24 protein-coding genes are annotated in these 23,199 nt (G+C 61.7%); 16 read left to right on the top strand and 8 right to left on the bottom strand.

What is annotated here, in order from left to right:
- Positions 1-56 precede the first annotated feature (56 nt).
- Positions 57-422 (bottom strand): DUF2061 domain-containing protein, encoded by a 366-nt coding sequence (locus tag AB5Y83_RS15810; RefSeq protein ID WP_042084552.1) that lies wholly within the window; start codon positions 420-422, stop codon positions 57-59.
- Positions 423-613: 191 nt separating this feature from the next.
- Here AB5Y83_RS15810 and AB5Y83_RS15815 point away from each other — a divergent pair, with 191 nt between their 5' ends.
- The gene (locus AB5Y83_RS15815) at positions 614-820 is read left to right on the top strand and encodes a hypothetical protein (protein ID WP_043821654.1); all 207 of its coding nucleotides are present in this window, start codon (positions 614-616) and stop codon (positions 818-820) included.
- Between the two features lie 118 nt (positions 821-938).
- Here the strand turns inward: AB5Y83_RS15815 and AB5Y83_RS15820 are convergent, their stop codons facing one another.
- Genes AB5Y83_RS15820 through AB5Y83_RS15830 form a run of 3 tightly spaced genes read right to left on the bottom strand, consistent with a single transcriptional unit; the run spans position 939 to position 4,151 of the window.
- Positions 939-1,793 (bottom strand): 23S rRNA (adenine(2030)-N(6))-methyltransferase RlmJ, encoded by an 855-nt coding sequence (locus tag AB5Y83_RS15820; protein ID WP_368175489.1) that lies wholly within the window; start codon positions 1,791-1,793, stop codon positions 939-941.
- Positions 1,787-2,248, bottom strand: coding sequence for a DUF2390 domain-containing protein (locus AB5Y83_RS15825; RefSeq protein WP_368175490.1), 462 nt, complete (start codon positions 2,246-2,248; stop codon positions 1,787-1,789). The genes AB5Y83_RS15820 and AB5Y83_RS15825 overlap by 7 nt, the downstream gene beginning before the upstream one ends.
- Positions 2,241-4,151 (bottom strand): ABC transporter ATP-binding protein, encoded by a 1,911-nt coding sequence (locus AB5Y83_RS15830; RefSeq protein WP_368175491.1) that lies wholly within the window; start codon positions 4,149-4,151, stop codon positions 2,241-2,243. Before AB5Y83_RS15830 ends, AB5Y83_RS15825 begins: the two co-directional genes overlap by 8 nt.
- A gap of 154 nt (positions 4,152-4,305) precedes the next feature.
- Here AB5Y83_RS15830 and AB5Y83_RS15835 point away from each other — a divergent pair, with 154 nt between their 5' ends.
- Positions 4,306-4,719 (top strand): CBS domain-containing protein, encoded by a 414-nt coding sequence (locus AB5Y83_RS15835; protein ID WP_368175492.1) that lies wholly within the window; start codon positions 4,306-4,308, stop codon positions 4,717-4,719.
- 115 nt (positions 4,720-4,834) lie between these two features.
- On the opposite strand, the gene AB5Y83_RS15840 is transcribed toward AB5Y83_RS15835, so the two are convergent.
- The 3 genes from AB5Y83_RS15840 to AB5Y83_RS15850 all read right to left on the bottom strand — a co-directional run bounded on the left by AB5Y83_RS15840 (position 4,835) and on the right by AB5Y83_RS15850 (position 8,563).
- Positions 4,835-6,496: a hypothetical protein gene (locus AB5Y83_RS15840; protein WP_368175493.1), complete on the bottom strand. Its 1,662-nt coding sequence runs from the start codon at positions 6,494-6,496 to the stop codon at positions 4,835-4,837.
- 168 nt (positions 6,497-6,664) lie between these two features.
- Positions 6,665-7,132, bottom strand: a complete 468-nt coding sequence (locus AB5Y83_RS15845) for a hypothetical protein (RefSeq protein WP_323907083.1) — start codon at positions 7,130-7,132, stop codon at positions 6,665-6,667.
- A gap of 54 nt (positions 7,133-7,186) precedes the next feature.
- A complete protein-coding gene (locus tag AB5Y83_RS15850) occupies positions 7,187-8,563 on the bottom strand; it encodes a PLP-dependent aminotransferase family protein (RefSeq protein ID WP_042084528.1) in 1,377 nt (458 codons plus the stop codon).
- A 116-nt stretch (positions 8,564-8,679) separates the two neighbouring features.
- Here AB5Y83_RS15850 and AB5Y83_RS15855 point away from each other — a divergent pair, with 116 nt between their 5' ends.
- The 8 genes from AB5Y83_RS15855 (at position 8,680) to AB5Y83_RS15890 (ending at position 16,759) form a co-directional block, all read left to right on the top strand.
- On the top strand, positions 8,680-9,276 hold the full coding sequence (locus AB5Y83_RS15855; RefSeq protein ID WP_005335536.1) for a LysE family translocator: 597 nt from the start codon (positions 8,680-8,682) through the stop codon (positions 9,274-9,276).
- Positions 9,277-9,401: 125 nt separating this feature from the next.
- Positions 9,402-9,992 carry a LysE family translocator gene (locus AB5Y83_RS15860; protein ID WP_005335534.1) on the top strand — a complete coding sequence of 197 codons (591 nt, stop codon included), beginning with the start codon at positions 9,402-9,404 and terminating at the stop codon, positions 9,990-9,992.
- Between the two features lie 126 nt (positions 9,993-10,118).
- On the top strand, positions 10,119-10,817 hold the full coding sequence (locus AB5Y83_RS15865) for an aspartate/glutamate racemase family protein (protein ID WP_368175494.1): 699 nt from the start codon (positions 10,119-10,121) through the stop codon (positions 10,815-10,817).
- A 130-nt stretch (positions 10,818-10,947) separates the two neighbouring features.
- Entirely contained in the window at positions 10,948-12,054 is a 1,107-nt protein-coding gene (locus tag AB5Y83_RS15870) for a 1-acyl-sn-glycerol-3-phosphate acyltransferase (RefSeq protein WP_042084524.1), read from the top strand.
- 314 nt (positions 12,055-12,368) lie between these two features.
- Positions 12,369-12,839 (top strand): YhcH/YjgK/YiaL family protein, encoded by a 471-nt coding sequence (locus tag AB5Y83_RS15875; RefSeq protein WP_201990144.1) that lies wholly within the window; start codon positions 12,369-12,371, stop codon positions 12,837-12,839.
- A 221-nt stretch (positions 12,840-13,060) separates the two neighbouring features.
- Positions 13,061-14,260 (top strand): acetate kinase, encoded by a 1,200-nt coding sequence (locus AB5Y83_RS15880; protein ID WP_005354534.1) that lies wholly within the window; start codon positions 13,061-13,063, stop codon positions 14,258-14,260.
- Between the two features lie 143 nt (positions 14,261-14,403).
- Entirely contained in the window at positions 14,404-15,645 is a 1,242-nt protein-coding gene (locus tag AB5Y83_RS15885; RefSeq protein ID WP_058059635.1) for a mechanosensitive ion channel family protein, read from the top strand.
- A 187-nt stretch (positions 15,646-15,832) separates the two neighbouring features.
- Positions 15,833-16,759: a L,D-transpeptidase family protein gene (locus AB5Y83_RS15890; RefSeq protein ID WP_005354531.1), complete on the top strand. Its 927-nt coding sequence runs from the start codon at positions 15,833-15,835 to the stop codon at positions 16,757-16,759.
- 69 nt (positions 16,760-16,828) lie between these two features.
- Here the strand turns inward: AB5Y83_RS15890 and AB5Y83_RS15895 are convergent, their stop codons facing one another.
- Positions 16,829-17,722, bottom strand: a complete 894-nt coding sequence (locus tag AB5Y83_RS15895; protein WP_368175495.1) for a VirK/YbjX family protein — start codon at positions 17,720-17,722, stop codon at positions 16,829-16,831.
- A gap of 325 nt (positions 17,723-18,047) precedes the next feature.
- Here AB5Y83_RS15895 and putP point away from each other — a divergent pair, with 325 nt between their 5' ends.
- From putP to surE, 6 genes are all read left to right on the top strand, one after another.
- Positions 18,048-19,565: a sodium/proline symporter PutP gene (gene putP, locus AB5Y83_RS15900; RefSeq protein WP_005354514.1), complete on the top strand. Its 1,518-nt coding sequence runs from the start codon at positions 18,048-18,050 to the stop codon at positions 19,563-19,565.
- A gap of 208 nt (positions 19,566-19,773) precedes the next feature.
- Positions 19,774-20,091 carry a cell division protein FtsB gene (gene ftsB, locus AB5Y83_RS15905; RefSeq protein WP_005335520.1) on the top strand — a complete coding sequence of 106 codons (318 nt, stop codon included), beginning with the start codon at positions 19,774-19,776 and terminating at the stop codon, positions 20,089-20,091.
- A complete protein-coding gene (gene ispD, locus AB5Y83_RS15910; RefSeq protein WP_224969498.1) occupies positions 20,084-20,776 on the top strand; it encodes a 2-C-methyl-D-erythritol 4-phosphate cytidylyltransferase in 693 nt (230 codons plus the stop codon). The genes ftsB and ispD overlap by 8 nt, the downstream gene beginning before the upstream one ends.
- A gap of 146 nt (positions 20,777-20,922) precedes the next feature.
- The gene (gene ispF, locus AB5Y83_RS15915; protein ID WP_005335518.1) at positions 20,923-21,399 is read left to right on the top strand and encodes a 2-C-methyl-D-erythritol 2,4-cyclodiphosphate synthase; all 477 of its coding nucleotides are present in this window, start codon (positions 20,923-20,925) and stop codon (positions 21,397-21,399) included.
- Positions 21,399-22,457, top strand: coding sequence for a tRNA pseudouridine(13) synthase TruD (truD, locus tag AB5Y83_RS15920; RefSeq protein ID WP_005354508.1), 1,059 nt, complete (start codon positions 21,399-21,401; stop codon positions 22,455-22,457). Before ispF ends, truD begins: the two co-directional genes overlap by 1 nt.
- Entirely contained in the window at positions 22,438-23,199 is a 762-nt protein-coding gene (gene surE / locus AB5Y83_RS15925) for a 5'/3'-nucleotidase SurE (RefSeq protein ID WP_076492584.1), read from the top strand. The genes truD and surE overlap by 20 nt, the downstream gene beginning before the upstream one ends.

A 23,199-nucleotide genomic window follows, 5' to 3' on the forward strand; every position in this document is an offset into this window, starting at 1 on the left:
GGAATGTCGGGTTTTTTGTTGCCGCGATAAAGGGGGGAGGCGGGTTGCCCGGTCGATCAGGCCAGCGCCAGTTGCTGACTGCGGGCGCGCCACAGCCGCTCGTGGAAGAAGAACACCACGGTATTGATGGCCGGTTCGATCATCGCCATCACGCCGCCGGTGAGCAGCTCGCCGCTCAGCAGGAAGGCAACCCCGAAGGCCACCGAGAAGTGGACCACCGCGAAGCTGCTGGTCTTGGCCTGCAGGCTGTGATTTGGCTTGAGCTTGTGCCAGCCAAGGTCATGAAAGTAGAAGGCGACCGTGTTGACGGCAGGCTCGATCAGGGCGATCAGGCTGGCGGTCAGCAGCTCACCGGTCAGCAGGTAGGCCACGGTAAAGGCGACACCGAAGTGCAGGATGGCAAAGCTGATGGTCTTTTTCATGATGGCGGCTCCCTCTGTTGATGATGAGAGTATCCGCCGAAATGAGATTAAATGAAAACTATTCTCATCTATTGCCAGGATAGAGAGAACCTATCAACGGGCGAGTGGCCGGTGCGCTTCAGCGGTTGCCAATCGCAACCAAGGCGATAAAGTACAGGTTCTTCACACTTGCCCATGAAAAAGGATCTTTCATGAATATCAATGCCACCCTGCTAGGCCAGTTCATTGCGTTGCTGATGGTCATTGTCGGCCTCATCGCCTGGCGACTGGCGCGCCGCAAGAGCGAGCATCCGGCGCTTATCACCCTTATCTGCTCCCTGCTCTGTCTGTTTCCGCCTTTTGGCCTGCTGGCCCTGTTGCTGGTTGCGCTGAAACAGGATCTGCCCGCCCGCTCATAGGGCGCGCTGTGGAGGGGGCTCCTGCTCAGGTTGCTGCACACAGCGGCCGCACCAATAGAAAAAGCCCCGTGATGGGGCTTTTGCGTTTGAACCCGGTGAGCGCCGTAGGGGCGGGGGATTAATCCTCGGCCTTGTTGAGCCACTCCACCTTGTATTGGGCACCAGCACCCTGTGCCAGCTTGGCACACAGCGGTTTCAGGAAGGCTTCAATCTGCTCGTCCAGCATCCAGGGCGGACTGATGATCAGCATGCCTGAACCGTTCATGCCCCAGTCGGCAGTCTGACCGGCCACTTCCAGCTCGGCCACCAGGACGTTGCCGAAGTTTTCGCGCTTGATGGCGCGTAGCATATCGCGGGATTTGTCCGCCTCCTGCCCGAGGATGGGATACCAGAGGGCGTAGATGCCGGTGGCCCAGCGCTTCTGTGCCTTTTTCAGGGTATCGACCACGGCGAAGTAATCTTCCTTGAGTTCATAGGGCGGATCGATCAGCACCAGCCCGCGGCGCGGGGTGGGGGGCAGCAGGGCGACCAGCCCCTCGAAGCCGTCCCTATGGTGGACGGCAACGCGAGGGTCGTAACCCATGTTGGCGCGCAGATCTTCGACCTCGTTGTTGTGCAGCTCCATCAGCGCCAGCTTGTCCTGCTCGCGGGTGAGGCGACGGGAGAGTTCCGGCGAGCCGGGGTAGTAGTGCAGCTCGCCGTTCTGATTCATCTCCTCTATGACGCCGAGATAGGGGGCCATGGCAGACCATTGGGCCCGCTCGTCCCACAGGCGGCCGATGCCGTCGGCATACTCGGCCTTCTTCTGGGACCAGTCGCCGCGCAGGTCGTAGAGACCGCCACCGGCATGGGTGTCCAGCACGATGAAGGGTTTCTCCTTCTTCTTGAGGGACTCGATGATCAGGGCCTGAACGGCGTGTTTCAGCACGTCGGCATGGTTGCCGGCGTGAAAGGCGTGGCGGTAGCTCAGCATATTAGATCTCTGAGGGGGCCCTGCTGGGCACCCAGTAACGATAGATAGTTCAACAAATTGCGGCTGTTGCCGCGAAACAGGGAGAGATTGCGCAGGGTCTGCAACAGGACGCCCTGTTGCAGCCGCTCCAGCTCCAGCTCGTGGGCCAGCATCGACTGATACTGCTGCTCGTCGAGTCGCGTCTTGGCGCTCTGGCGCAGGGCGCGCCACGGGGTCAGCACCGCTTCGGTCTGCACCAGCGCCGGTTGCAGGTCGGTGAGATCGACCACGATGCCGAGTTGATCGAGCCGGTGCAGCAGCAGCGCCAGATTGACGTTGCCCCCCTGCTCCTGCACGGTGAGCCAATCCTGGCTGCGCTCACCATAGACCTTGCCGCTCCAGTGCCAGAAGCCGATCGGCGTCGGCAATTCGTGGACCGCGACCCGCTCGCTGGCCATCAGCTGTTCGTCACGCAAAGAAGGCTTGCTCCATGGTTTCCAGCTCTTCGGAGAGGCTCATCCACTCCAGCTCAACTTCTTCCAGCTGCTCCTTGAGGGGGCCCTGGGATTTGAGCAGTTCGGAGAGCTTGGTTTTAGAGCTCTCTTCGTAGATAGCTGGGTCGGCCAGCTGATTTTCGATGTCGGCCAGCTTGCCCTGCAGCTTCTCCATGCTCGCTTCGAGCTTCTCGAGCTTTTGGCGCAGGGGACGTGTCGCTTGCCGGAACTCCGCCTCGCGCCGCTTCTGATCCTTGCGCGCCACCGCCGAGTTGGCAGAGACGGGGCCATCGGCCGGTTTGGCGTTGGCCTCTTTCTCCTGCTCGCCGAGCCACTTGTGGTAGTCGTCCAGATCGCCGTCGAACGGCTCGACCCGGCCACCGTGCACCAGATAGAAGTCATCTGTGGTGGTACGCAGCAGGTGACGGTCGTGGGAGACTACTACCATGGCCCCTTCGAAGCCTTGCAGCGCCATGGTGAGGGCGTGGCGCATCTCCAGATCCAGGTGGTTGGTCGGTTCATCCAGCAGCAGCAGGTTCGGCTTTTGCCAGGTGATCAGCGCCAGCACCAGCCGCGCTTTTTCGCCGCCGGAGAAGGGGGCCACCTTGTCGAGCGCCTTGTCACCGTGGAAGCCGAAGCTGCCCAGATAGTTGCGCAGCTCCTGCTCGGTCTTGTCCGGCGCGAGGCGGGCCAGATGATCGAGCGGGGAATCATCGAGACGCAGGGTCTCCAGCTGATGCTGGGCGAAGTAGCCGATGCTCACCCCGGCGCTCACTTCGAGCTTGCCGGAGAGCGGCGGGTTGGAGCCGGACAGCATCTTGATAAAGGTCGATTTACCGGCGCCGTTGCGACCGAGCAGACCGATGCGCGAACCCGGTACCAGATTGAGTTTGATCTTCTCCAGGATCACCTTGTCACCGTAACCGGCGCTGAGGTTCTCCATGGCAATGAGCGGGGTCGGCAGGGCCGACGGCTCGCGAAACTCGAAGCTGAACTCGGAGTCGGCGTGGGCGGGCAGGATCTTCTCCATCCGCTCCATCGCTTTCAGGCGGCTCTGGGCCTGGCGGGCCTTGGAGGCCTTGTAGCGGAAGCGGTCCACATACGCCTGCATGTGGGACATCTCCCGCTGCTGCTTCTCGTACATCGACTGCTGCTGGGCCAGATGTTCGGCGCGCTGCAGTTCGAAGTCGGAGTAGCCGCCGGTGTATTCGTTGAGCTTGCCGTTCTCGATATGGATGATGCGGCTGATGACCGAATCGAGGAAATCGCGGTCGTGAGAGATGAGCACCAGCGTGCCCTGATAGCCCTTGAGCCACTTCTCCAGCCAGATCACCGCATCAAGATCCAGGTGGTTGGTCGGTTCATCCAGCAGCAGCAGATCGGATCGGCAGAGCAGCGCCTGAGCGAGGTTCAGGCGCATGCGCCAGCCACCGGAGAAGCTGCGCACCGGCGAGCTCAGCTGCTCGTCGCTGAAACCGAGGCCGTGCAGCAGCTCGGCGGCGCGGGCGCGAATGCTGTAGGCGCCGATGGTATCGAGGCGACCGTGCAGCTCGGCCACCAGCAGACCATTGTCATCCTGCTCGGCTTGCACCAGCTGGGCTTCCAGCGAGCGGAACTCCTTGTCGCCGTCGATCACGTACTCGAGCGCGGAGCAGTCGAGCGCCGGGGTCTCCTGCGCGACGCCTGCGATCTGCCAGCCAGCGGGCAGGCTGAAGGTGCCGCTGTCGATGGCCAGCTCGCCCCGTACCAGTGCAAAAAAGGTGGACTTGCCACAGCCGTTTTTGCCCACCAGACCCACTTTGTGGCCGGGGTGAATGGTGGCGGAGGCGTTGTCCAGCAGCTTGCGGCCGCCGCGGATCAGTTCGATTTGACTGGCAACTATCATGGGTGGGATCTGCTTGCTCAAAATGGAGGAGAAAAACTGGCGCGGATCTTACGTGAAATGACGCTGATTTGCACTGTAGCGAAGGGCTGGCCACTGGCTGGCGCTGCAAAAACATGCCATAACAGAGAAACCAGTTTGGTTACGGGAGGTTAGCATGCATATCAGGGATATTATGACGACCCGGGTCGCCACCGTTTCAATGGATGATCGACTCAGTGTCATCAAGGATATCTTCGAGCAGGCACACTTTCGCCACCTGCTGGTACTGGAAGAAGGGGTGCTGGTAGGGGTCATCTCGGATCGGGATCTGTTCCGTGCCATCAGCCCCTATCTCGACTCCGAAGCCGAGATGAGCCGTGATACCGAAACCCTCACCAAGCGGGCCCATCAGATCATGAGCCGTCACCCCGTTACTATCGCTCCCCATCTCACCGTGCGCGACGGCGTCAAGCTGATGCTGGAGAAGGGGGTCTCCTGCCTGCCAGTGCTGGAGAATGGCACCCTGGTCGGCATCATCAGCTGGAAGGATTTTCTCAAGGCGGCGCTGGAGAGTGACGCGCTGGTTTGAGCCCAACGCTTATCGCCACTAGCTGACAGAGAACAAATAGAGAGAGGGGAGCCAAGGCTCCCCTCTCTCTATGTTGGCTTTGCCGACAATGCTGGTTTGCACGCCGCCAGCATCATCACGGCTCGGGCTGCCCTGCGACAAGACAGGAGGGGCCGCTGCCGGAGAGGTGCGGCTGAAGATGGGTGCGGATCTCCTGCAGGGTGCGCTGGTACTGCTGGGCATGCTGATCGAGAAACGCGGGGCTGTGCTTGAGGCGTCGCTCCAGGGTATCGACCAGCAGCGCCACCCTGGGGGCCGCCATACCGGCTGGCCAGCAGTGTTGCAGCAGCTCCAGCAGTTGCCAGGCATCGCCCGGCAGGGCGGGGAACTCCTCCAGCAGCTGCAAGCCCGCTTGCAGGGCTGTCTGATATTGGCTGGCCTGCATCGCCTTGTGGCGCAGCTGGCGCAGTTCGCTCAGCCGTTGTTCTCTCGCCGTCAGGCGCTGGCCCAGCTCGGCCACCAGATGGTGGAACAGTTGGCGGGTGAGCGGGTGGGGCGCCACCCTGACGCGGTATTGGGTCAGCTGGATCAGGTAGCGCTGGGCGTGGTGGGGCAAACCGCAGAACTGGCTGACCGCAAAGCCGAGCAGCAGGGTGAGGTGGTTGTCGCTCCCCTTATCCGGCTGGTGGTGGGCAATCAGGATCAGCGCCTCGTCGAAGCGGTAATCCAGCCCCAGCATCAACGCCTGCAGCAGCTCATATTCGTGGGGTTGCAGGTGGACGGTGCGCTTGAGGTGCTCCCACTCCTGTTGCAGGGAGCGGATCCGGTTGCTGGAGGGGGCGTGCCACAGCACAGCCAGACTGGCATTGAGCATGAAGCTGTCGATGGCGAGCCGGACGCGCTGTTCGCTGAAGTGGCGCAGGGTCAGGCTGTTGGCCTGCTCCAGCACCTTCTCCTCATCTTGCAGCACCAGCCCGAGCAACATCGCCAGCTGATGCCAGCGCGGCTGATGGGGGCGGATCTGCAGCAGCTCTCCCATGGTCTCCCAGGCCGCCAGCCAGTGATGCTGATGCAGCTGGCTGGCGAGTTGCAGCTCCAGCCGGGTGGCCATCGAGACGCTGGCTTGATGGCGCTGCAAGTCGATCCGGGCGCTCTGCAATTTGCCGAGCCTCAGCATGGCGTAGAAGAGCCCGGCCCTTGGCCAGCTCGCCTGATACTCGTTGGCACAGAGGGCATAGTGCTGGGCGGCAGTGATCCGCTCGGTCGATTGCAGCAGCAGATAGCCCTTGAGCCGATCCAGCCAGGGGGTCAGCGAGCGATTCTCCCGTTGAAACAGCAGGTCTTCACAGAGGGCGGTAGCCAGTTGCCACTCCCGCAGCAGAATGGGGGCGGCCAGCATACGGGTCAGGTTGCTTAACTTCACCAGCTGGCCAAGCACCGCGGTGAGCTGCTGGGTCATGAAGGGGAGGGGCAGATAGAGGGAGAAGTAGAGATCCGAGGGGAGAAACTCCTGCTCGCTCTGATCGGCATCGAGTAGCAGCAATACGCAACCGGGTTGCAGCAGGCCGAGATAGTGCGCTTCGTGCAGCAGCCGGGCTCCGTCAAGATCCTGCTGCTTGTCCTGCTGACAGATGATGGCGTCGAAGGCGTGCTGTTGCAGCAGGGCCAGCAGACCACTGCGCTCGTGGTTTGGATGGCTGTGGTAGTGGATCCGGTCGGCGGGTACCCCCTGTTCGGTCAGTTCCCGGGTGATGGCGCTACGGAGCAGGGGATCCTCTTCGAGCAGCAGTATCGTCATGCAGGTACTTCCTGTGAGCAAACCATTAGGTTGATTATGGTAGACCCAAGAGGAACATAGGCACAGCACTCGCTGAGTGAAAAGCTGACAGTAGCCAGCAGGGTGCTGGAAGGCGCACTATGGGCTGTTATTTCAATCGGTTATGCCACCTCTCAGGGCGGCAACCTGTTATTGCAGAGGGCGGACCTGCGTCCCGAAGGGGCAGTCGCTCTGGCGGATCAGTCGCGACCCTTTGCCCTGTTCCCCCAGCCAGCTTAATTCCAGTTTGCCGAGGCGGCCCAGATGACGCAGCTCGAACTCGTAGCGCTGGCAGAGGTTGTCCTGGGGCAGGCTCGCCATCCCCGCTGGCAGTCGGTATTGATAGTGCAGGAGTGGCCCATCCTCCAGCTTGCTGGTCACTGGCACCAGCCCCTCTGGGGTGGGCTGCGGCGCCCCGAGTGCGCGGCGCAAACTGAGCGGTGCATCGATCGCCTTTTGATAGTGCAGGCCGTTCATCGCCGCCAGCTCCTCTTCCAGTCGTTGCAACTCCCCTTCCAGTCCATTGAGCGCGGCCCCCAGCTGCTGGTGGGTCGTTGACGAGGCGCAGCCACCCAGCAACAGGGTGGCAAGCAACAGGGCGGCTCTGATGGGGGGCACGGCATCTCCTTGGCTATGACGATGAAGCGTGAAGGTCAGGTCGGCTGGCCCTGACTATAGCAGGGGATTGCTGGGGGGCGTCCCCTGCAGCAGTTGGGCCAGACGGGCCAGCCCCTCGCCGACCCGGGCGTCGGTGGCGGGTTGGCTCAGGCTCAGGCGCACCCCCTGCGGAGCGGCAAACTGACCGGCGGCGAAGTGTTCCCCGCTCGCCACGCCAACGTCAAGGGCGTCGGCGGCAGCAGCAAACTGCTGGCTGCGCCAGGGCTCCGGCAGCGGCAGCCAGGCGTGCATGCTGCCCGGCTGCCAGCGGGCGGCGGGCAGCAGGTGGCGCAGCAGTTCGCCACGGCGCTTGAGGATCTCCCGCTGCTGCTCGACCAGCGGCATGATCTGGCGCTGACTGACCATTTTACAGGCGAGCTCGATCAGCAGCGGGCTCACCATCCAGCTCGACAGCCGCATGGTCTGGGCGAAGGCGCTGCGCAGGGCAGGGGGCGTCAGCACGAAGCCCACCCGCAGGCCGCCGCAAGCGATCTTGGCCAGACTGCCCAGATAGATGACCCGCTCCGGCGCCAGATTGACCAGAGGGATCACAGGTTGCTGGGGCAGCAGACCGTTGACGTCATCCTCGATGATCAGCAGATCGTGGCGACGGGCGATGGCGACGATGGCCTCCCGCCGCGCCAGACTCATGATGGCGGTGGTGGGGTTTTGCAGGGTCGGGGTGAGGTAGAGCAGCTTGGCCCGGCGGGTGCGGCAGGCGGCGTCCAGCGCCTCGGGCAGCAGCCCCTCCTCGTCCATCGCCAGTCCCACCACCTGATTCTTCAGCTGGCGGGCATTGCCCAGCATGCCGGGGTAGCTCAGCCCCTCGCACAGGATGGTCTCCCCCACGCAGCCGGTCGCCAGCAGCGCCAGCATGATGCCGTGCTGGGCGCCGTGGCTGAACAGCAGGCGATCCTCACTGCAGGCCACTCCTTGCTCCGCCAGCCAGTTGACGAACTGCTGGCGCTGATCCGGTCGTCCTGCCTCCTTGTCGTAGCCGAGCAGGGCGTTGAGATCCCCGTCCGCCACTTCCCCCAACATGGGGCGAATGATGGCCGCCCGATCCAGCTGCACCGGCAGGTTTTGCCATAGCTCGATGCGGTGCCCCTCCTCCTGGCGGATCACCCACTCATTGGCGGGATCCGTGTTCGCTCCCTTGACCCAGGTGCCGTGGCCCACCCGGGCGGCCAGCAGGCCGCGCCGCTCCGCCTCGCTGTAGGCGCGAGTGACGGTGCCAACGGTGACACCCAGACGATCCGCCAGGGATCGGTGGGTGGGCAATCGGGTCTGCGGTGGCAGCTCGCCATTCGCGATCCCCTGTTCGATAGCTTTGACCAGCTTGAGGTAGAGGGGGCCATCGAAGGCCGTAAGGTCGGGTGTCCAGATTGTCATGGTGACAATAAATCCATTGATCAAAATTTGTTGTCAATATAGCGTGAATTTCAACCTGATAACAACCAAATAGCACGCATTGTATCGATACAATGTGGCAAGCAAGGAGTCACAATATGACGATGGAGTGGTATGTCACCCTGTTCGGTTTTGCCGTACTCACCTGCGGTACGCCGGGGCCCAACAACCTGATGCTGACAGCCTCCGGCGCCAACTTCGGGGTGCGTCGCACCCTGCCACATCTGCTCGGGGTGGGGCTGGGGCAGCCGGTGTTGCAACTGGTGCTGGCGCTGGGGCTCTATCCGCTGTTCGAGCGCTGGCCCTTGTTGCGCCTCGGTTTGCAGATCTTCGGCAGCCTCTATCTGCTCTGGCTGGCGTGGCGTATCGCAGTGGCCGGGGCGCCGGGGGATCCGGCCCGACGCGCCCGTCCGCTAACCATGCTGGAGGGGCTGGGCTTTCAGTTCCTCAATCCCAAGGCGTGGATGATGGGGATCTCCGCCATCAGTCTGTTCAGCCTGCCCGGCGCCAGTTACTGGTCGAGTCAGCTGGCGGTGATGGTCATGTTTGTACTGGTGGCCCTGCCGGTCTGCTTTGTCTGGGTACTGTTCGGCCATCAGCTGAGCAACTGGATCAGCTCGGATCGGGGCTGGCGGCGACTCAACGGTTCTCTCGGTCTGCTGACGGCACTCTGTGTGGTGATGCTCTGGTATTGAGCCGTGTTGCGCTGATGGGGGAGGTGGCCTAGAAAGAGGCATTTCTGACTTGTCGCCACGGGGTTGGCTCTGCATATTAGAAGGCTTTCCCCATAACGGGTGCGTTGTATCGACAAGAGGTTGAGATGGATCTGAACTGGTTACTGCCCCTGGCGGGGTTTGCCCTGGTTACCTGCGGCACGCCGGGGCCCAACAATATGTTGCTCACCAGCGCCGGGGCGGCGCAGGGGTTTCGCCGCACGATTCCCCTGCTGGTTGGGGTGGTCGGGGGGATCAATCTGATGATCCTCGCCACCGCGCTGGGGCTTGGCGTGGTGTTCGAGAAGGTGCCGCTGCTGCACGATGGCCTCAAGCTTATCGGCTCGGCCTATCTGCTCTGGCTGGCGTGGAAGGTGGCGACCGCCAGCGGCCCGGCCGAGGGGAACCGGCCGCTCATTCCCGCCCATCAGGGGGCCATGCTGCAACTGCTCAACCCCAAGGCATGGATGATGGCGCTCTCCGCCATCAGCGGTTTCACCCTGGCGGGGGAGGCTTACTGGCCCTCCGCGCTCTGGGTGTTGGTGATCTTCTTTATTACCGGCCTCTACACCGGGGCGTTCTGGGTGCTTTTTGGTGCCCAGGTGCGGCAAATCATCCGCACAGCCCGGGGCTGGCGGCGTTTCAATCTCGGCATGGGGCTGGCGACGGCCGCCTGTGTCGGGATGATCTGGATTTAGCCCGGGGTTGACCCGGGCCTTTACCGGCTGTCTTGTTGGCCCTGCGGGGCCTTTTTTATCTCGATCCCGTGACCTTGCCTGCAAGGTGGCGTGGTTCTGCCCTCCCTTGGGATGAAAGGAGTTCATATGAAATGTATCGGTCTGCTGGGTGGCATGAGCTGGGAGTCCACCGTCAGTTACTATCAGGCGCTCAACCGCGGGGTGCGGGCACAGCTAGGTGGCTTGCACTCGGCGCGGGTGCTGCTCAATAGCGTCGACTTTGCCGGTATCGAGCGGCTGCAGCATGCCGGTGACTGGCCCGCTACCGCCCGCCTGCTGGCGGCGGAGGCGCGCAAGTTGCAGGATGGCGGCGCCGATTTCTTGCTGATCGGCACCAACACCATGCACAAGGTGGCGCCCGAGATTGAGGCGGCCATCGATATCCCGCTGCTCCATATCGCCGATGCCACCGCGGCCAAATTGCGGGCGGACGGGATAACCCGGGTCGGCCTGCTCGGCACCCGCTTCACCATGGAGCAGGATTTTTACAAAGGGCGCTTGCAGGAGCGCTTCGGGTTGGCGGTGCTGGTACCCGATGAGGCCGGGCGGGAGCGGGTACACAGGATCATCTATGACGAGCTCTGTCTGGGGGAGATCCGCGCATCGTCGCGGGCCGAGTATCTGGCGATTATCGAGGGGCTGGCGGCTGCGGGTGCCGAGGCGGTGATCCTTGGCTGCACCGAGATTGCCCTGCTGGTGGGGGATGCCCGGGCGGCGGTGCCGCTCTACGACACCACCGCCATCCATGCCGAAGCGGCGGTCGCGCTGGCACTGGCAGCTGATTAATAAACTGGTCAGATCTCACTATTCATGCTTGTCTCATACCCCTTGCCATAAAAGCGTGTAAAATTGCGCCCTGAATTTTCCCCGGCCAACGCGGGTTGGCTGCGGTTTCCTAGCATGCAAGGCTGACATTGTGACTGAAGTAGATAGATTCGCGGATATTCGCCCCTACCGCGATGAAGAAGTGCCGGCAGCCATCGAACGGCTGATCCAGGATGATGAATTTATCGGCGCCATCGCCAAGTATCGTTTCGGTTCCCTGATGAGCTGGCTGGGTTGGGCCATCCGCCCGATGATCCGCCTGTTCCTGCGCCGCAAATGGTCAAAAGTGACCACGGTGCATCAGGTCCAGATGGGGGTCACCCGGTATATGTCCCGCATGATCGCCACCTCCACCAAGGGGGTGACCTTCTCCGGGATCGAGCATCTGAAGAAAGAGCAGGGCTATCTGTTTGTCTCCAACCACAGAGACATCGCCATGGATCCGGCGTTCGTCAACTGGGGGCTGCACACCCACGGTTTTGATACCGTGCGCATCGCCATCGGTGACAACCTGCTGCGCAAACCCTGCGCCACCGAGCTGATGAAGCTCAACAAGAGCTTTATCGTCAAACGTTCCGCCAAGGGGCCGCGGGAGATGATGAAGGCGCTCGGCGAGCTGTCTGCCTATATTGGCAACTCGGTCCATGAAGGTCACTCCATCTGGATTGCCCAGAAGGAAGGACGCGCCAAGAATGGCGATGACAAGACAGATCCCGCCATCCTCAAGATGTTCTACGTCGACGGCAAGAAGCAGAAGATCGACTTCGTCGACTACATGCGCAGCCTCAATATCGTGCCGGTCAGCATCAGCTACGAGCTGGATCCGACCGACAAGGCGAAGGCGCGAGAGCTTTACGAGAAGTCGGTCAACGGCAGCTACGAGAAGGGCGAGTTCGAGGATATCGAGAGTATCGTCGCCGGTATCGTCGGTATGAAGGGGCGGGTACACGTCTCCTTCGGCGCGCCGATCACCGAGGGCTTCAGCGATCCGGACGAACTGGCCGCGCTGATCGACAAGGCGATCTGGAGCAGCTACCACCTCTTCCCCAGCAACTATCTGGCGGCAGATGTCTCCGGCAAGGCCAATACTATCGAACAGGCGGCCTTCCTGACTCGTCAGTCAGAGGTGCCGGAAGAGCACAAGGCGATCTGGCGGGCCATGTACGCCAAACCGGTGGAAAATGCCCAAAAGGCTTGAATGAAACCGGTTGTTAAACGGTTTTGCGAAAAAAACGGGCGCTGATGCGCCCGTTTTTGCGTCTGGTCAAAGTCGAGGGGGAAAGGGTGGTAAATAATATGGTTTCAGCTGGTACGATCACTATGAAAATGGGATTATGTCTCTTGGCAAGGTGCTGACGAGTGTGTAACAGTGCCCATATAGCTGAACATGAGCAAAAGCTCTAAACCGGTTTGCACGGATTGCAGACGGCATTATTGAAGGACCTGTCACAGGTCCTTTTTCATTGGCGGGCAAAGATGCCGCCCAGATATACCTAACAGGAAACAGACGCCATGATCACCGGTAGCCTGAACACCCTGCAGCGGACGCCGCTGCCCGCCCCGCTGGCCCGCATCATGGCTGAGGTAGTGAAGAGCGTGGCTCACTGGGGTGACGCTCCGCTCGGCAAGACCGAGATTGATGGCCTCAACCTGTTCTGTCTGGTGAGCGAGGATCTGACCGAGCCAGCCGCGGATCGCCGTGGCGAATTCCATCAGCAGTATCTCGATATCCAGCTGCTGCTGCGCGGTGAAGAGTGGATAGGTGTGGGCCCCCACGACTACGTGAGCGACGGCGCCGACCATCCCCATCCCGACCTCTGGTTTGTCGATGACGAGCAGACCAGCTACCTGGCGCTGCAACCGGGCGATTTCGCCATTTTCTGGCCGGGCGAGCTGCACCGCCCGCTCTGTACCTTCAACCAGCCCGCCAAGGTGAAGAAGCTGGTGGTCAAGGTACACAAGGATCTGCTGGTTATCGCCTGAGCATTCCCATTGAGGCGAGCCCTGCGCAGCTGATGCGTTGAGACTCGCAAGCATTGAAACCAGTGATACGCACCACAAGTTGCGATCACTCTTTCAAGAGCAAGAATTGAAAAATTGGACGCACCCTCCTGCGACCATAAGCCCCCGGCAGGGGAATCCCATCCTCTTTTGGATGACACGACACTGTCGGCATAAAGCCGAAGCACAGGAAGATGTAGAAAATGAGCAAGTTGGTATTGATCCTTAACTGCGGTAGCTCTTCCCTGAAATTTGCCGTAATGGACGCCGAAACAGGTGAGGACATGCTGTCCGGCCTGGCCGAATGCTTCAATCTGGATGATGCACGTATCAAATGGAAACTCCACGGGGTCAAGGGCGAAGCCATGCTGGGAGCGGGTGCCGCTCACCAGGAGGCCCTCGACCATATCGTGGGTCACATCCTGCCGCAGGATCCGACTCTTGCCGAGCAACTGGTGGCCATCGGTCACCGAATCGTACACGGTGGCGAGCAGTTCTCCCGCTCCGTGCGTATCGATGACGGCGTGATCGCCGGTATCGAAGCCGCCATTCCGTTCGCCCCGCTGCACAACCCGGCCCACCTCATCGGTATTCGCGCCGCGCTGAAAGTGTTCCCGCAGCTGTCCGAGAAGAACGTGGCCGTCTTCGACACCGCGTTCCACCAGACCCTGCCGCAAGAGGCCTACCTCTATGCGCTGCCGCACAAGCTCTACCGCGAACACGGCATCCGTCGTTACGGTGCCCACGGTACTTCTCACCGCTACATCGCGGAAGAAGCGGCAAAAGAGCTGGGCAAGCCGTTGAATGAACTGAACATCATCAACTGCCACCTGGGTAACGGTGCCTCTGTCTGCGCCATCAAGAACGGCGAATCCGTTGACACCTCCATGGGTCTGACTCCGCTGGAAGGTCTGGCGATGGGTACCCGCTCCGGTGATATCGATCCGGCCGTGGTCTTCTTCATGCACGACCAGCTCGGTTACAGCGTTGAGCAGATCAACCACACCCTGACCCGTGAGTCCGGTCTGTTGGGGATGACCGAAGCGAGCAGCGACTGCCGCTACGTCACCACCAACTACGCCACCGACGCCGGTGCCAAGCGCGCGCTGGATGTCTTCACCTACCGTGTGGCCAAGTATGTCGGTGCCTACGCCGCTGCGATGGACGGTCGTCTGGACGCCGTGGTCTTCACCGGCGGTATCGGTGAGAACGCCGCCATGGTGCGCGAGATGGTGCTGAACCGTCTGGCCCTGTTCGGCTTCAAGGTGGACAAAGAGGCCAACAACGCCGCGGTACTGGGTGGCGAAGGTCGCATCACCACCGCCGACAGCCGTTGCGCCATGGTGATCCCGACCAACGAAGAGCTGGTCATCGCTCGCGATGCCCTGAGCCTGGTCTGCTAAGTCAGCCTCGCTTTGAAACAACGCCCGGCCAGTGCCGGGCGTTGTCATTTCTGGCGTACGCCGATTTGACATGGGGGAGGGGAGCGGTACCCTGACCACCACTGTTTTTGCAGCCAGCGGGCTGCCCGGTTCGGGAGAGAGCAATGAAAGAGGCGTTTTTTAACTGGTTGTCGGGCCTTGGGGTGGAAGTGACCAGCCTGATGGCGCTGGTGATCGCGCTGGGCTTTATCGTCATCACCTCGTTGCTGCTGCACATGGCGCTGCACCGGGTACTGCTGGTCCGGCTGGTGGGGATCCTCGGCAAGGCCAAGCAGGTGTGGCTGCCGCCCCAGCTGCAACAGCGCCTCTTCAACCGGCTCGCTTTCGTGTTGCAGGGGGCCGTGCTGCTCGGTCAGGCGGAGATCTGGCTGCCTCGCCAATCAGATAGCCTCAAACTTATCGAGATGGTGGCCCAGCTCTGGATTTTGCTGTTCCTGCTGCTGGCCTTCTTCGCCCTGCTCGACTGCCTGTTGTCGGTGAGCCGTTACACCCGCCTTGGTCGGGATTTGCCCCTGCGCGGCATCTTCCAGGGGGCCAAGCTGGTAGGCAGCATTCTGGTGGGCATCCTGATGATCGCCCTGCTGCTCGGCAAGTCGCCGCTGTTCCTGTTCAGCGGTCTGGGTGCCATGACCGCAGTGCTGATGCTGGTGTTCAAGGACCCCATCCTCGGGCTGGTGGCGGGGATCCAGCTCTCCGCCAACCGGATGCTGAGCGTCGGTGACTGGCTGCAGATGGACAAGTACGGCGCCGATGGCGAGGTGACCGACATCGGGCTTACCACGGTCAAGGTGTCGAACTGGGACAAGACCATTACCACCATTCCTACCTATGCCCTGATCTCCGACTCTTTCAAGAACTGGCAGGGGATGACCGAGTCGGGCGGCCGTCGCATCAAGCGCAGCGTCAATATCGACATGACCAGCGTGCGTTTTCTGACAGCCGATGAGCAGTTGCAGCTCAAGCAAGCGCAGCTGCTGGCACCCTATCTCAGCCGCAAGGAGCAGGAGCTGAGTGCCTACAACCAGCAGCTGAGCGATGCCCTGAGCTGCCCCATCAACGGCCGTCACCTCACCAACCTCGGCACCCTGCGCGCCTATCTGGATGCCTATCTGCGTGCCCACCCCGGTATTCGCAAGGACATGACCCTGATGGTGCGCCAGCTGGCGCCCACGTCAGATGGTCTGCCGCTGGAAATTTATTGCTTTACCGCGACCACCGCATGGGCCGATTACGAAGGGATCCAGGCCGATATTTTCGACCATATCTTCGCCATCATTGAGCAATTTCATCTGCGGTTGCATCAATCTCCCACAGGTTACGACATGCGTGCCTGGCAACGGGGATAAACAGGGAAATGGGGCGGGTCGGAGACGCGGAAAAAACCGCATATTAATCATCGACCCGTCGCCACTTGTCAGTTGAAATTTGCCGTTTAGAGGAGAAAAATGGCGGCCTTCTCTTCGCGCCCCTGATCCCCTCTTGATCAGCTGCCAGCCCAGAGACGTCACTTCAAGTCATCATCATGGGAAAGTTATGAAGCTCCTTCGCAATAGTGTGGCAACACTCTGCTACAGCCTGCTGCTGACCGCTGCGCCGGTTTTCGCTGTTGAATATGCTCTGCCTGCGGCCAACAGCCGTCTGGTAGGGGAGAATCTGGAATATGTGGTTCCGGCCGAAGAGAACGGCCAGCCGCTGGAGGCCATTGCGGCCAAATTCCAGCTGGGGCTCACCAACATGACCGAAGCCAACCCCGATGCGGATCCCCTGTTGGTACAGACCGGCGAGAAGCTGGTGATCCCCCAGCAACTGATCCTGCCGGATGCACCCCGTGAAGGGATCGTGCTGAACGTGGCCGAGATGCGCCTCTACTACTACCCCAAGGGTAAAAAAGTGGTGGAAGTGCTGCCCATCGGTATCGGCCAGCTCGGCACCGACACTCCGGAAAACTGGGTGACCAGCGTGCAGCGCAAGAAAGCGGGCCCGACCTGGACCCCGACCGCCAAGATGCATGCCGAATATGCCGCCCGTGGCGAGAGCCTGCCTGCGGTATGGCCGGCCGGCCCGGACAACCCCATGGGTCTGTTTGCCCTCTACATCGGAAAGATGTACGCCATCCACGGTACCAACGCCAACTTCGGCATCGGCCTGCGGGTGAGCCACGGCTGTGTGCGTCTGCGCAACGACGACATCGCCTACCTGTTCAAGCAGGTACCGGTCGGTACTCGCGTCCAGTTCGTCAACCAGCCGATCAAGGCCTCTCTCGAGCCCAACGGTGTCCGCTATCTGGAAGTGCATCAGCCGCTGTCGCGCAGCGAAGAGGAGTTCAACTCCAAGCTGCCGGCACCGCTGCCGATGACCCCGGCGGTGACCCGTTTCATTGCCCACGCCGACAGCGACTCCCAACTGGTGAAGCAGGCGCTGGAGCAGCGCAACGGCATGCCGATGGCGATCAACCGCTAAGGGCAAATCCCCGTAACGACAAAGGGCGAACAGCATGCTGTTCGCCCTTTTTGTTTCTGCTAGGTTGACTCAGCTTCGTAGCAGATTTGTCTGCAGCTCGCTGCCGAGCTGATCGAGCAGCTGATAACGCGCCTTGTAGCTGGCCCGCTTGCGGGAGGGGATCTCCTCCAGCGTCTTGCGGGGCACCTCCAGCGGCAGGCTCATCCAGAGTTCATCTTGCACGCAGCCCTGATGCTCCTGCCACAAGCCGTCGAGATCGAACTTGACCCGATCGGCGGTGCGCTTGCTGCTCTGATAGACGTGGCTTTGGGTGCGGATCCCGAGCAGGCTCTTGCACGCCAGCCCCCGGGCCAGCTCGGCGGCCATATAGACCAGCAGGGACATGGGGCGCAGCCCGCCGCACGCCTTGGTGACCTGTTTGATCTCCTCGCTCTGCCCCTTGCCGCCCTGCAGCGAGCAGATCTCGAGGGTCGGGTTCGGCGCGGGGCGCAGATTGAGGGCCATGTAATAGAGCGCCGCGTCACCCAGCTTGAGGGTCAGGCTCATCTCCCCCTCTTTGCCCATGTGGGTTTGGTAATCCAGTTGCAGGGTGAGGGGGGCCGTCAGCTTGTCGCTCTGCCACTGGGCCAGCAGCAGGCCGCGCCCGCTGTAGATTGCCAGCTGTTGCGCCTTGGGCAGCTGACGTGCCAGCTGCTGGTAGTGGCCGCTGATAAGCCCCGCTCGCAGGCGCTTGCGGAGCCCTTTGTGGCGATAGGGGTGGATCGGCTTTTCCAGAATATCGGGGAAGCGGCTGATCGCCTGCGCCAGCAGTGGTTGCTCCTGCTGCTGGCGATAGAGGGCGCGGGCGCCGGGATTGAGCCAGAGACGCCCCACATACTTGGCCCGTCGGATGAGATGACCCGACTCCGCCACCGGATGAAGGCGGCGGGCGAGGGTTCGCAGGTGTGACAGATGAGATGACATGGTGCCGACCTCTGGCTGGTGTGATGAGACAGGGCGGGGAGTGTAGGAGCGGGGCGCTGGCTTGTAAAAAATGGATAGTAACAAAATGTGAAAACAGAACGCTCAGTAGCGGCGGGCGCTGCGATATGGACAATACGACCATGGCAGGAAATCTGGCGCCATCCTCTTGATGCGGCAGATGATTTGATGCGCAAAGGTTTTTATTGTGTTTTGTGTTTGTTAAAAGTGGTTGAGCTGGCGCGAACGGCTGATTAAGCTAGGCCGGTTTTTTAGGGATGAGCCCGTCACCAGAGCGGGCAGAAAATGACACAAAACGGAGTTTTGCATGACAGCTAGCACACCTATGTTAATCACCTTCCTGGTGTATATCCTCGGGATGGTGTTGATCGGCTTCGTCGCCTATCGCGCCACCCGCAACTTTGATGACTACATTCTGGGCGGTCGCCGGATGGGGAGCTGGGTGACCGCTCTCTCTGCCGGCGCCTCCGACATGAGCGGCTGGTTGCTGATGGGGCTGCCCGGCGCTGTCTTCGTCAGCGGCATCTCCGAGAGCTGGATCGCCATCGGTCTGGTCATCGGCGCTTACCTCAACTGGCGCTGGGTAGCGGGTCGCCTGCGGGTGCATACCGAGAAGAACCGCAACGCCCTGACCCTGCCGGACTATTTCACCTATCGCTTTGAAGATCACAGCAAGGTGCTGCGCATCCTCTCGGCGCTGGTGATCCTGCTCTTCTTCACCATCTATTGCGCCTCCGGCGTGGTGGCCGGTGCCCGTCTGTTCGAAAGCACCTTCGGCATGGATTACAACACCGCCCTCTGGGTCGGTGCCGCCGCCACCATCACCTACACCTTCTTCGGCGGCTTCCTCGCGGTGAGTTGGACCGACACGGTGCAGGCAACCCTGATGATCTTCGCCCTGATCCTGACCCCGGTCTTCGTCATCATCGCCGTCGGCGGGGTGGACAGCGCCATGATCGAGGTGGCCGCCAAGAGCGCTACCAACCTCGACATGTTCAAAAATCTGGATGTGATCGCCATTGTCTCGCTGATGGCCTGGGGCCTTGGCTACTTCGGCCAGCCCCACATTCTGGCCCGTTTCATGGCGGCGGACTCCCACCACTCCATGGCCAATGCCCGCCGAATCAGCATGACCTGGATGGTGTTCTGTCTGGCTGGCGCGGTGGCCATCGGCTTCTTCGGGCTGGCCTATTTTGCCCGCTTCCCGGAAGTGGCAGCTGGGGTGACCGGCAACCCGGAGCGGGTTTTTATCGAGCTCTCCAAGATCCTGTTCAACCCCTGGATCGCCGGGGTGCTGCTCTCCGCCATTCTGGCGGCGGTAATGAGCACTCTAAGTTGTCAATTACTGGTCTGCTCCAGCGCCATCACAGAGGATCTCTACAAGCCGTTCCTGCGCAAGAACGCCTCCCAGCGTGAGCTGGTGTGGGTGGGTCGCCTGATGGTGCTGCTGATCGCGGTGATTGCCATCGCCGTTGCCATGAATCCGGAAAACCGGGTGCTGGGGCTGGTGAGCTACGCCTGGGCCGGTTTCGGTGCCGCCTTTGGCCCCGTGGTGCTGCTCTCGGTGCTCTGGCCGCGAATGACCCGCAACGGCGCGCTGGCGGGCATGCTGGTCGGTGCCATCACCGTCATCGTCTGGAAGCAGTTCGGCTGGCTGGGGCTGTATGAGATCATCCCGGGCTTCCTGTTCGCACTGCTGGCCATCGTGGTGGGCAGTCTGCTGGGCGAAGCGCCCTCAAAAGCGATGCTGGAGCGTTTCCGCGATGCCGAGGAGGAGTACAACACTCCGGCCGAGAGCGCGGGAGAGCCGGTCGCGGTGAACTGATCCCCCTTACCGCTTTCTGATTGAGAGCCCCGCCCCCGGACAAGGAGCGCCCTGGTTGGCCATCCTTGCACCGGTTTGGCGGGGCTTTGTGCTATCTGATTCACTCTTGGGCACTTTTTTATGTTCGGCCGGTGGCTCCCGGGTGCTCGCTTTCTTTTGTCTTGGCACCGAATATGGGACACTAGGCCGCCTGAAGGAGACCTAGTGCATGCGGCTATTCACCCTGATCCTGATCCTCCTGCTGGGGGGACTGCAATATGACCTCTGGCTGGGGAAGAACGGGCTATCCGATTATCAGAACCTGTCGGAGGCCATCTCGCAGCAACAGCGGGACAACCAGACTCTCAAGGATCGTAACGACCTCATTTACCGCGAGATAGATGATCTCACCTCTGGCCTCGAGGCCATCGAGGAGTTGTCGCGCAACGATCTGGGTTACATCAAGCAGGGGGAGACCTTCTACCGGATCATCCCCAAAGAGAAAGACAAAGAGACAGCGCCGGACGATGAGCCCTACGATGACTGATGCCAGCCGGATATCCGGCCTGACGGCGATCGTCCCTGCCGCCGGTATCGGCAGCCGGATGGGGGCCGATTGCCCCAAGCAGTACCTGCAACTGGCGGGTAAAACCATTCTCGAACATACCCTGGAGCGGCTGCTCTCCCACCCGGCCATCGCCCAGGTGATCGTGGCGCTGGCGCCCCATGACCGCTGGTTCGAGGCCCTGCCCGTGGCGGCCGACCCGCGCATTGTGCGGGTAGAGGGAGGCGCCGAGCGCGCCTTTTCCGTCCTCAATGGTCTCCATGTGGCGCAAGGGGAGTGGGTGCTGGTGCACGATGCGGCCCGTCCCTGTCTGACTCACGGCGATCTAGATGCGCTGATTGCCGCGGCCATGAACTGCGGCGGTGCCATTCTCGGCAGTCGGGTGCGCGATACCATGAAACGCTCCGATGGGGAGGGCAATATCATCGCCACCGTCGAGCGCGAGCAGCTCTGGCATGCCCTGACGCCGCAGATGTTCCCTACCCGTGCCCTGAAGCGGGCGCTCGAAGAGGGGCTGCTGCTGGGCGCCACCATCACCGACGAGGCCTCCGCCATGGAGCGGGCCGGATTCACTGTGCGGATGGTGGAGGGGCGCGCCGACAATATCAAAGTGACCCGGCCGGAAGACTTGTCGCTGGCGGGGCTGTTTTTAAGCCAGCAGGCATAAGCCCCTCAGTCAGAACAGACCGTTCAGAGCAGAGTGTCTCGAACAAACAGGCCCGAACAAGGAGTTAGCATGATCCGGATTGGACATGGTGTGGACGTACACAAAATTGATGGGGTTGGTTTCAGCATGTTGGGAGGTTGCCGCTGATGATGCGCATTGGTCATGGTTTTGATGTTCATAAATTTGGTGGTGTTGGCCCCTGCATGCTGGGTGGCGTGCCGGTTCCCTACGAGCAGGGGCTGGTTGCCCACTCTGACGGCGATGTGGTGCTGCACGCGGTGAGCGATGCCCTGCTGGGGGCCATCGGTGCCGGTGACATCGGTCGCCACTTCCCCGATACCGCTGCCGAGTTCAAGGGGATCGACAGTCGCATCCTGCTGCGGGATGTCTTTGCCCGGGTACAGAAGGCGGGTTATGCCATCGGCAACCTGGATGTGACCATCATCGCCCAAGCCCCCAAAATGGCGCCCCATATCGACGCCATGTGCGCTGTGCTGGCCGCCGATCTGCAATGTGATTTGAACCGGGTGAACGTCAAGGCGACCACCACCGAACAGCTTGGGTTTACGGGGCGCAAGGAAGGGATCGCCACCGAAGCCGTCGTCCTACTGGTGAAACAATAATGCTGGAACAACTTGCCTATCTGCACGGGGCGCCCACCGCCCGCGGTATCCTCAAGGCCGAGGCCGCCGACTTCGTGGTCAATGAAGATCTCGGCTTCGAGCCCTGCGGGGAAGGGGAGCATATCTTCGTCCGTGTGCGCAAAACCGGCGAGAACACCGCCTGGGTGGCGGGTCTGCTGGCCGATGCGGCCGGGGTCAATCGCAATGCGGTGACCTGGGCGGGCCTGAAAGATCGCCACGCGGTGACCGAGCAGTGGTTCGGCATTCACCTGCCGGGCAAGGCCGAGCCGGACTTGTCGGTCATCGAGAGCGACAGCATCCAGATCCTGCAAGCCAGGCGTCACAACCGCAAATTGCGGGTCGGCTACCTCAAGGGCAACCATTTCACCCTGCGTCTCACCGGTCTGGAACAGGCCGACGGGCTGGAGGCGCGCCTGCAGGCCATCGCCACTCAGGGCGTACCCAATTACTATGGTGAGCAGCGTTTTGGCCGCGATGGCAACAACCTGGAAGCGGCCAAGGCGATGTTTGCCGGCAAGCGGATCAAGGATCGCAACAAGCGTTCCCTCTACCTCTCTGCCGCCCGCAGCATGCTGTTCAACGCCATTGTCAGCGCCCGTATCGAGCAGGGGCTGGCTCATCAGCTGCTGGCCGGTGATTGCGTGATGCTCAAGGGCAGCCACTCCATCTTCAGCGAAGAGAGCGTGACCCCCGAGCTGGAAGCGCGTCTTGCCTCCGGCGACGTGCAGCTCACCGCGCCCCAGTGGGGCCGTGGCCGTCTGGCCAGTCAGGGCGCCGCTGCCGAGTTCGAACAGGGCGTGCTGGCCCCTTACAGCGATTGGTGTGACGGGCTGGAGAAGGCCGGGTTGGATCAGGACAGGCGCCCCCTGCTGCTCAAGCCGGAGCAGATGAGCTGGCAGCTGGACGGCGAGGCGCTGACCCTCTCCTTCTTCCTGCCGGCGGGCGCGTTTGCCACCAGCGTGGTGCGCGAGTTAATGCAGGCCGAAGAGGCCGATCACGGTTTCAGGAATCAGACCGATGCGAATTCTGGTCAGTAATGATGATGGTGTGCATGCCGAGGGCATTCGTGCCCTCAGCGAGGCGCTGCGCGCCTGCGGCGAGGTCATTGTGGTGGCGCCGGATCGCAACCGCAGCGGCGCGAGTCACTCCCTGACGCTGGAAGTACCGCTGCGGGTTACCCGCATTGCAGAAAACGGCTTTAATGGGGGCGAGAGCTATGCGGTGAAGGGGACGCCGACCGACTGCGTGCATCTGGCGGTCAACGAGCTGGTGCGTCCTGAACCCGACATGGTGGTGGCCGGCATCAACCACGGCGCCAACCTGGGGGATGATGTCATTTACTCGGGCACGGTCGCCGCGGCCACCGAGGGGCGCCATCTTGGCTACCCCTCCATCGCCATCTCGCTGGTGGGCAAGACCCACTTCGCCACGGCGGCCCACTATGCGGCCCTGCTGGTGAAGGGGCTGATGAAACACCCCCTGCCTGCCGATCAGATCCTCAACGTCAACGTGCCGGACTTGCCCCTCGAGCAGATCAAGGGGATCAAGACCACCCGCCTTGGCAATCGCCACCGGGCGGAGTCGGTGATCTGCACCGAGGATCCCCGTGGCCAGCCCATCTACTGGATCGGCCCCCCCGGTAGCCAGCAGGATGCCGGTGACGGTACCGATTTTGCTGCCATCGAGCAGGGCTATGTCTCGATTACCCCTCTGACCATCGATATGACTGCCTACGACAGTCTCGCCGGTCTGGGGGCCTGGTTAGATCTGCAGGGATGA

Origin of the sequence: Aeromonas sp. R5-4, from assembly GCF_040908215.1 — a bacterium.
GTDB classification, from domain to species: domain Bacteria; phylum Pseudomonadota; class Gammaproteobacteria; order Enterobacterales; family Aeromonadaceae; genus Aeromonas; species Aeromonas veronii.

Excerpts from the sequence above, each read along its gene's own strand:
- AB5Y83_RS15820 (WP_368175489.1), bottom strand. The coding sequence starts at position 1,793 with ATGCTGAGCTACCGCCACGCCTTTCACGCCGGCAACCATGCCGACGTG.
- AB5Y83_RS15830 (WP_368175491.1), bottom strand. The coding sequence starts at position 4,151 with ATGATAGTTGCCAGTCAAATCGAACTGATCCGCGGCGGCCGCAAGCTG.
- AB5Y83_RS15875 (WP_201990144.1), top strand. The coding sequence starts at position 12,369 with ATGATCACCGGTAGCCTGAACACCCTGCAGCGGACGCCGCTGCCCGCC.
- AB5Y83_RS15815 (WP_043821654.1), top strand. The coding sequence starts at position 614 with ATGAATATCAATGCCACCCTGCTAGGCCAGTTCATTGCGTTGCTGATG.
- AB5Y83_RS15840 (WP_368175493.1), bottom strand. The coding sequence starts at position 6,496 with ATGACGATACTGCTGCTCGAAGAGGATCCCCTGCTCCGTAGCGCCATC.
- AB5Y83_RS15860 (WP_005335534.1), top strand. The coding sequence starts at position 9,402 with ATGGATCTGAACTGGTTACTGCCCCTGGCGGGGTTTGCCCTGGTTACC.
- ispD (WP_224969498.1), top strand. The coding sequence starts at position 20,084 with ATGACTGATGCCAGCCGGATATCCGGCCTGACGGCGATCGTCCCTGCC.
- AB5Y83_RS15890 (WP_005354531.1), top strand. The coding sequence starts at position 15,833 with ATGAAGCTCCTTCGCAATAGTGTGGCAACACTCTGCTACAGCCTGCTG.
- AB5Y83_RS15810 (WP_042084552.1), bottom strand. The coding sequence starts at position 422 with ATGAAAAAGACCATCAGCTTTGCCATCCTGCACTTCGGTGTCGCCTTT.
- putP (WP_005354514.1), top strand. The coding sequence starts at position 18,048 with ATGACAGCTAGCACACCTATGTTAATCACCTTCCTGGTGTATATCCTC.
- AB5Y83_RS15880 (WP_005354534.1), top strand. The coding sequence starts at position 13,061 with ATGAGCAAGTTGGTATTGATCCTTAACTGCGGTAGCTCTTCCCTGAAA.
- ispF (WP_005335518.1), top strand. The coding sequence starts at position 20,923 with ATGATGCGCATTGGTCATGGTTTTGATGTTCATAAATTTGGTGGTGTT.
- AB5Y83_RS15885 (WP_058059635.1), top strand. The coding sequence starts at position 14,404 with ATGAAAGAGGCGTTTTTTAACTGGTTGTCGGGCCTTGGGGTGGAAGTG.
- AB5Y83_RS15855 (WP_005335536.1), top strand. The coding sequence starts at position 8,680 with ATGACGATGGAGTGGTATGTCACCCTGTTCGGTTTTGCCGTACTCACC.
- AB5Y83_RS15850 (WP_042084528.1), bottom strand. The coding sequence starts at position 8,563 with ATGACAATCTGGACACCCGACCTTACGGCCTTCGATGGCCCCCTCTAC.
- AB5Y83_RS15895 (WP_368175495.1), bottom strand. The coding sequence starts at position 17,722 with ATGTCATCTCATCTGTCACACCTGCGAACCCTCGCCCGCCGCCTTCAT.
- ftsB (WP_005335520.1), top strand. The coding sequence starts at position 19,774 with ATGCGGCTATTCACCCTGATCCTGATCCTCCTGCTGGGGGGACTGCAA.
- surE (WP_076492584.1), top strand. The coding sequence starts at position 22,438 with ATGCGAATTCTGGTCAGTAATGATGATGGTGTGCATGCCGAGGGCATT.
- AB5Y83_RS15835 (WP_368175492.1), top strand. The coding sequence starts at position 4,306 with ATGCATATCAGGGATATTATGACGACCCGGGTCGCCACCGTTTCAATG.
- AB5Y83_RS15865 (WP_368175494.1), top strand. The coding sequence starts at position 10,119 with ATGAAATGTATCGGTCTGCTGGGTGGCATGAGCTGGGAGTCCACCGTC.
- truD (WP_005354508.1), top strand. The coding sequence starts at position 21,399 with ATGCTGGAACAACTTGCCTATCTGCACGGGGCGCCCACCGCCCGCGGT.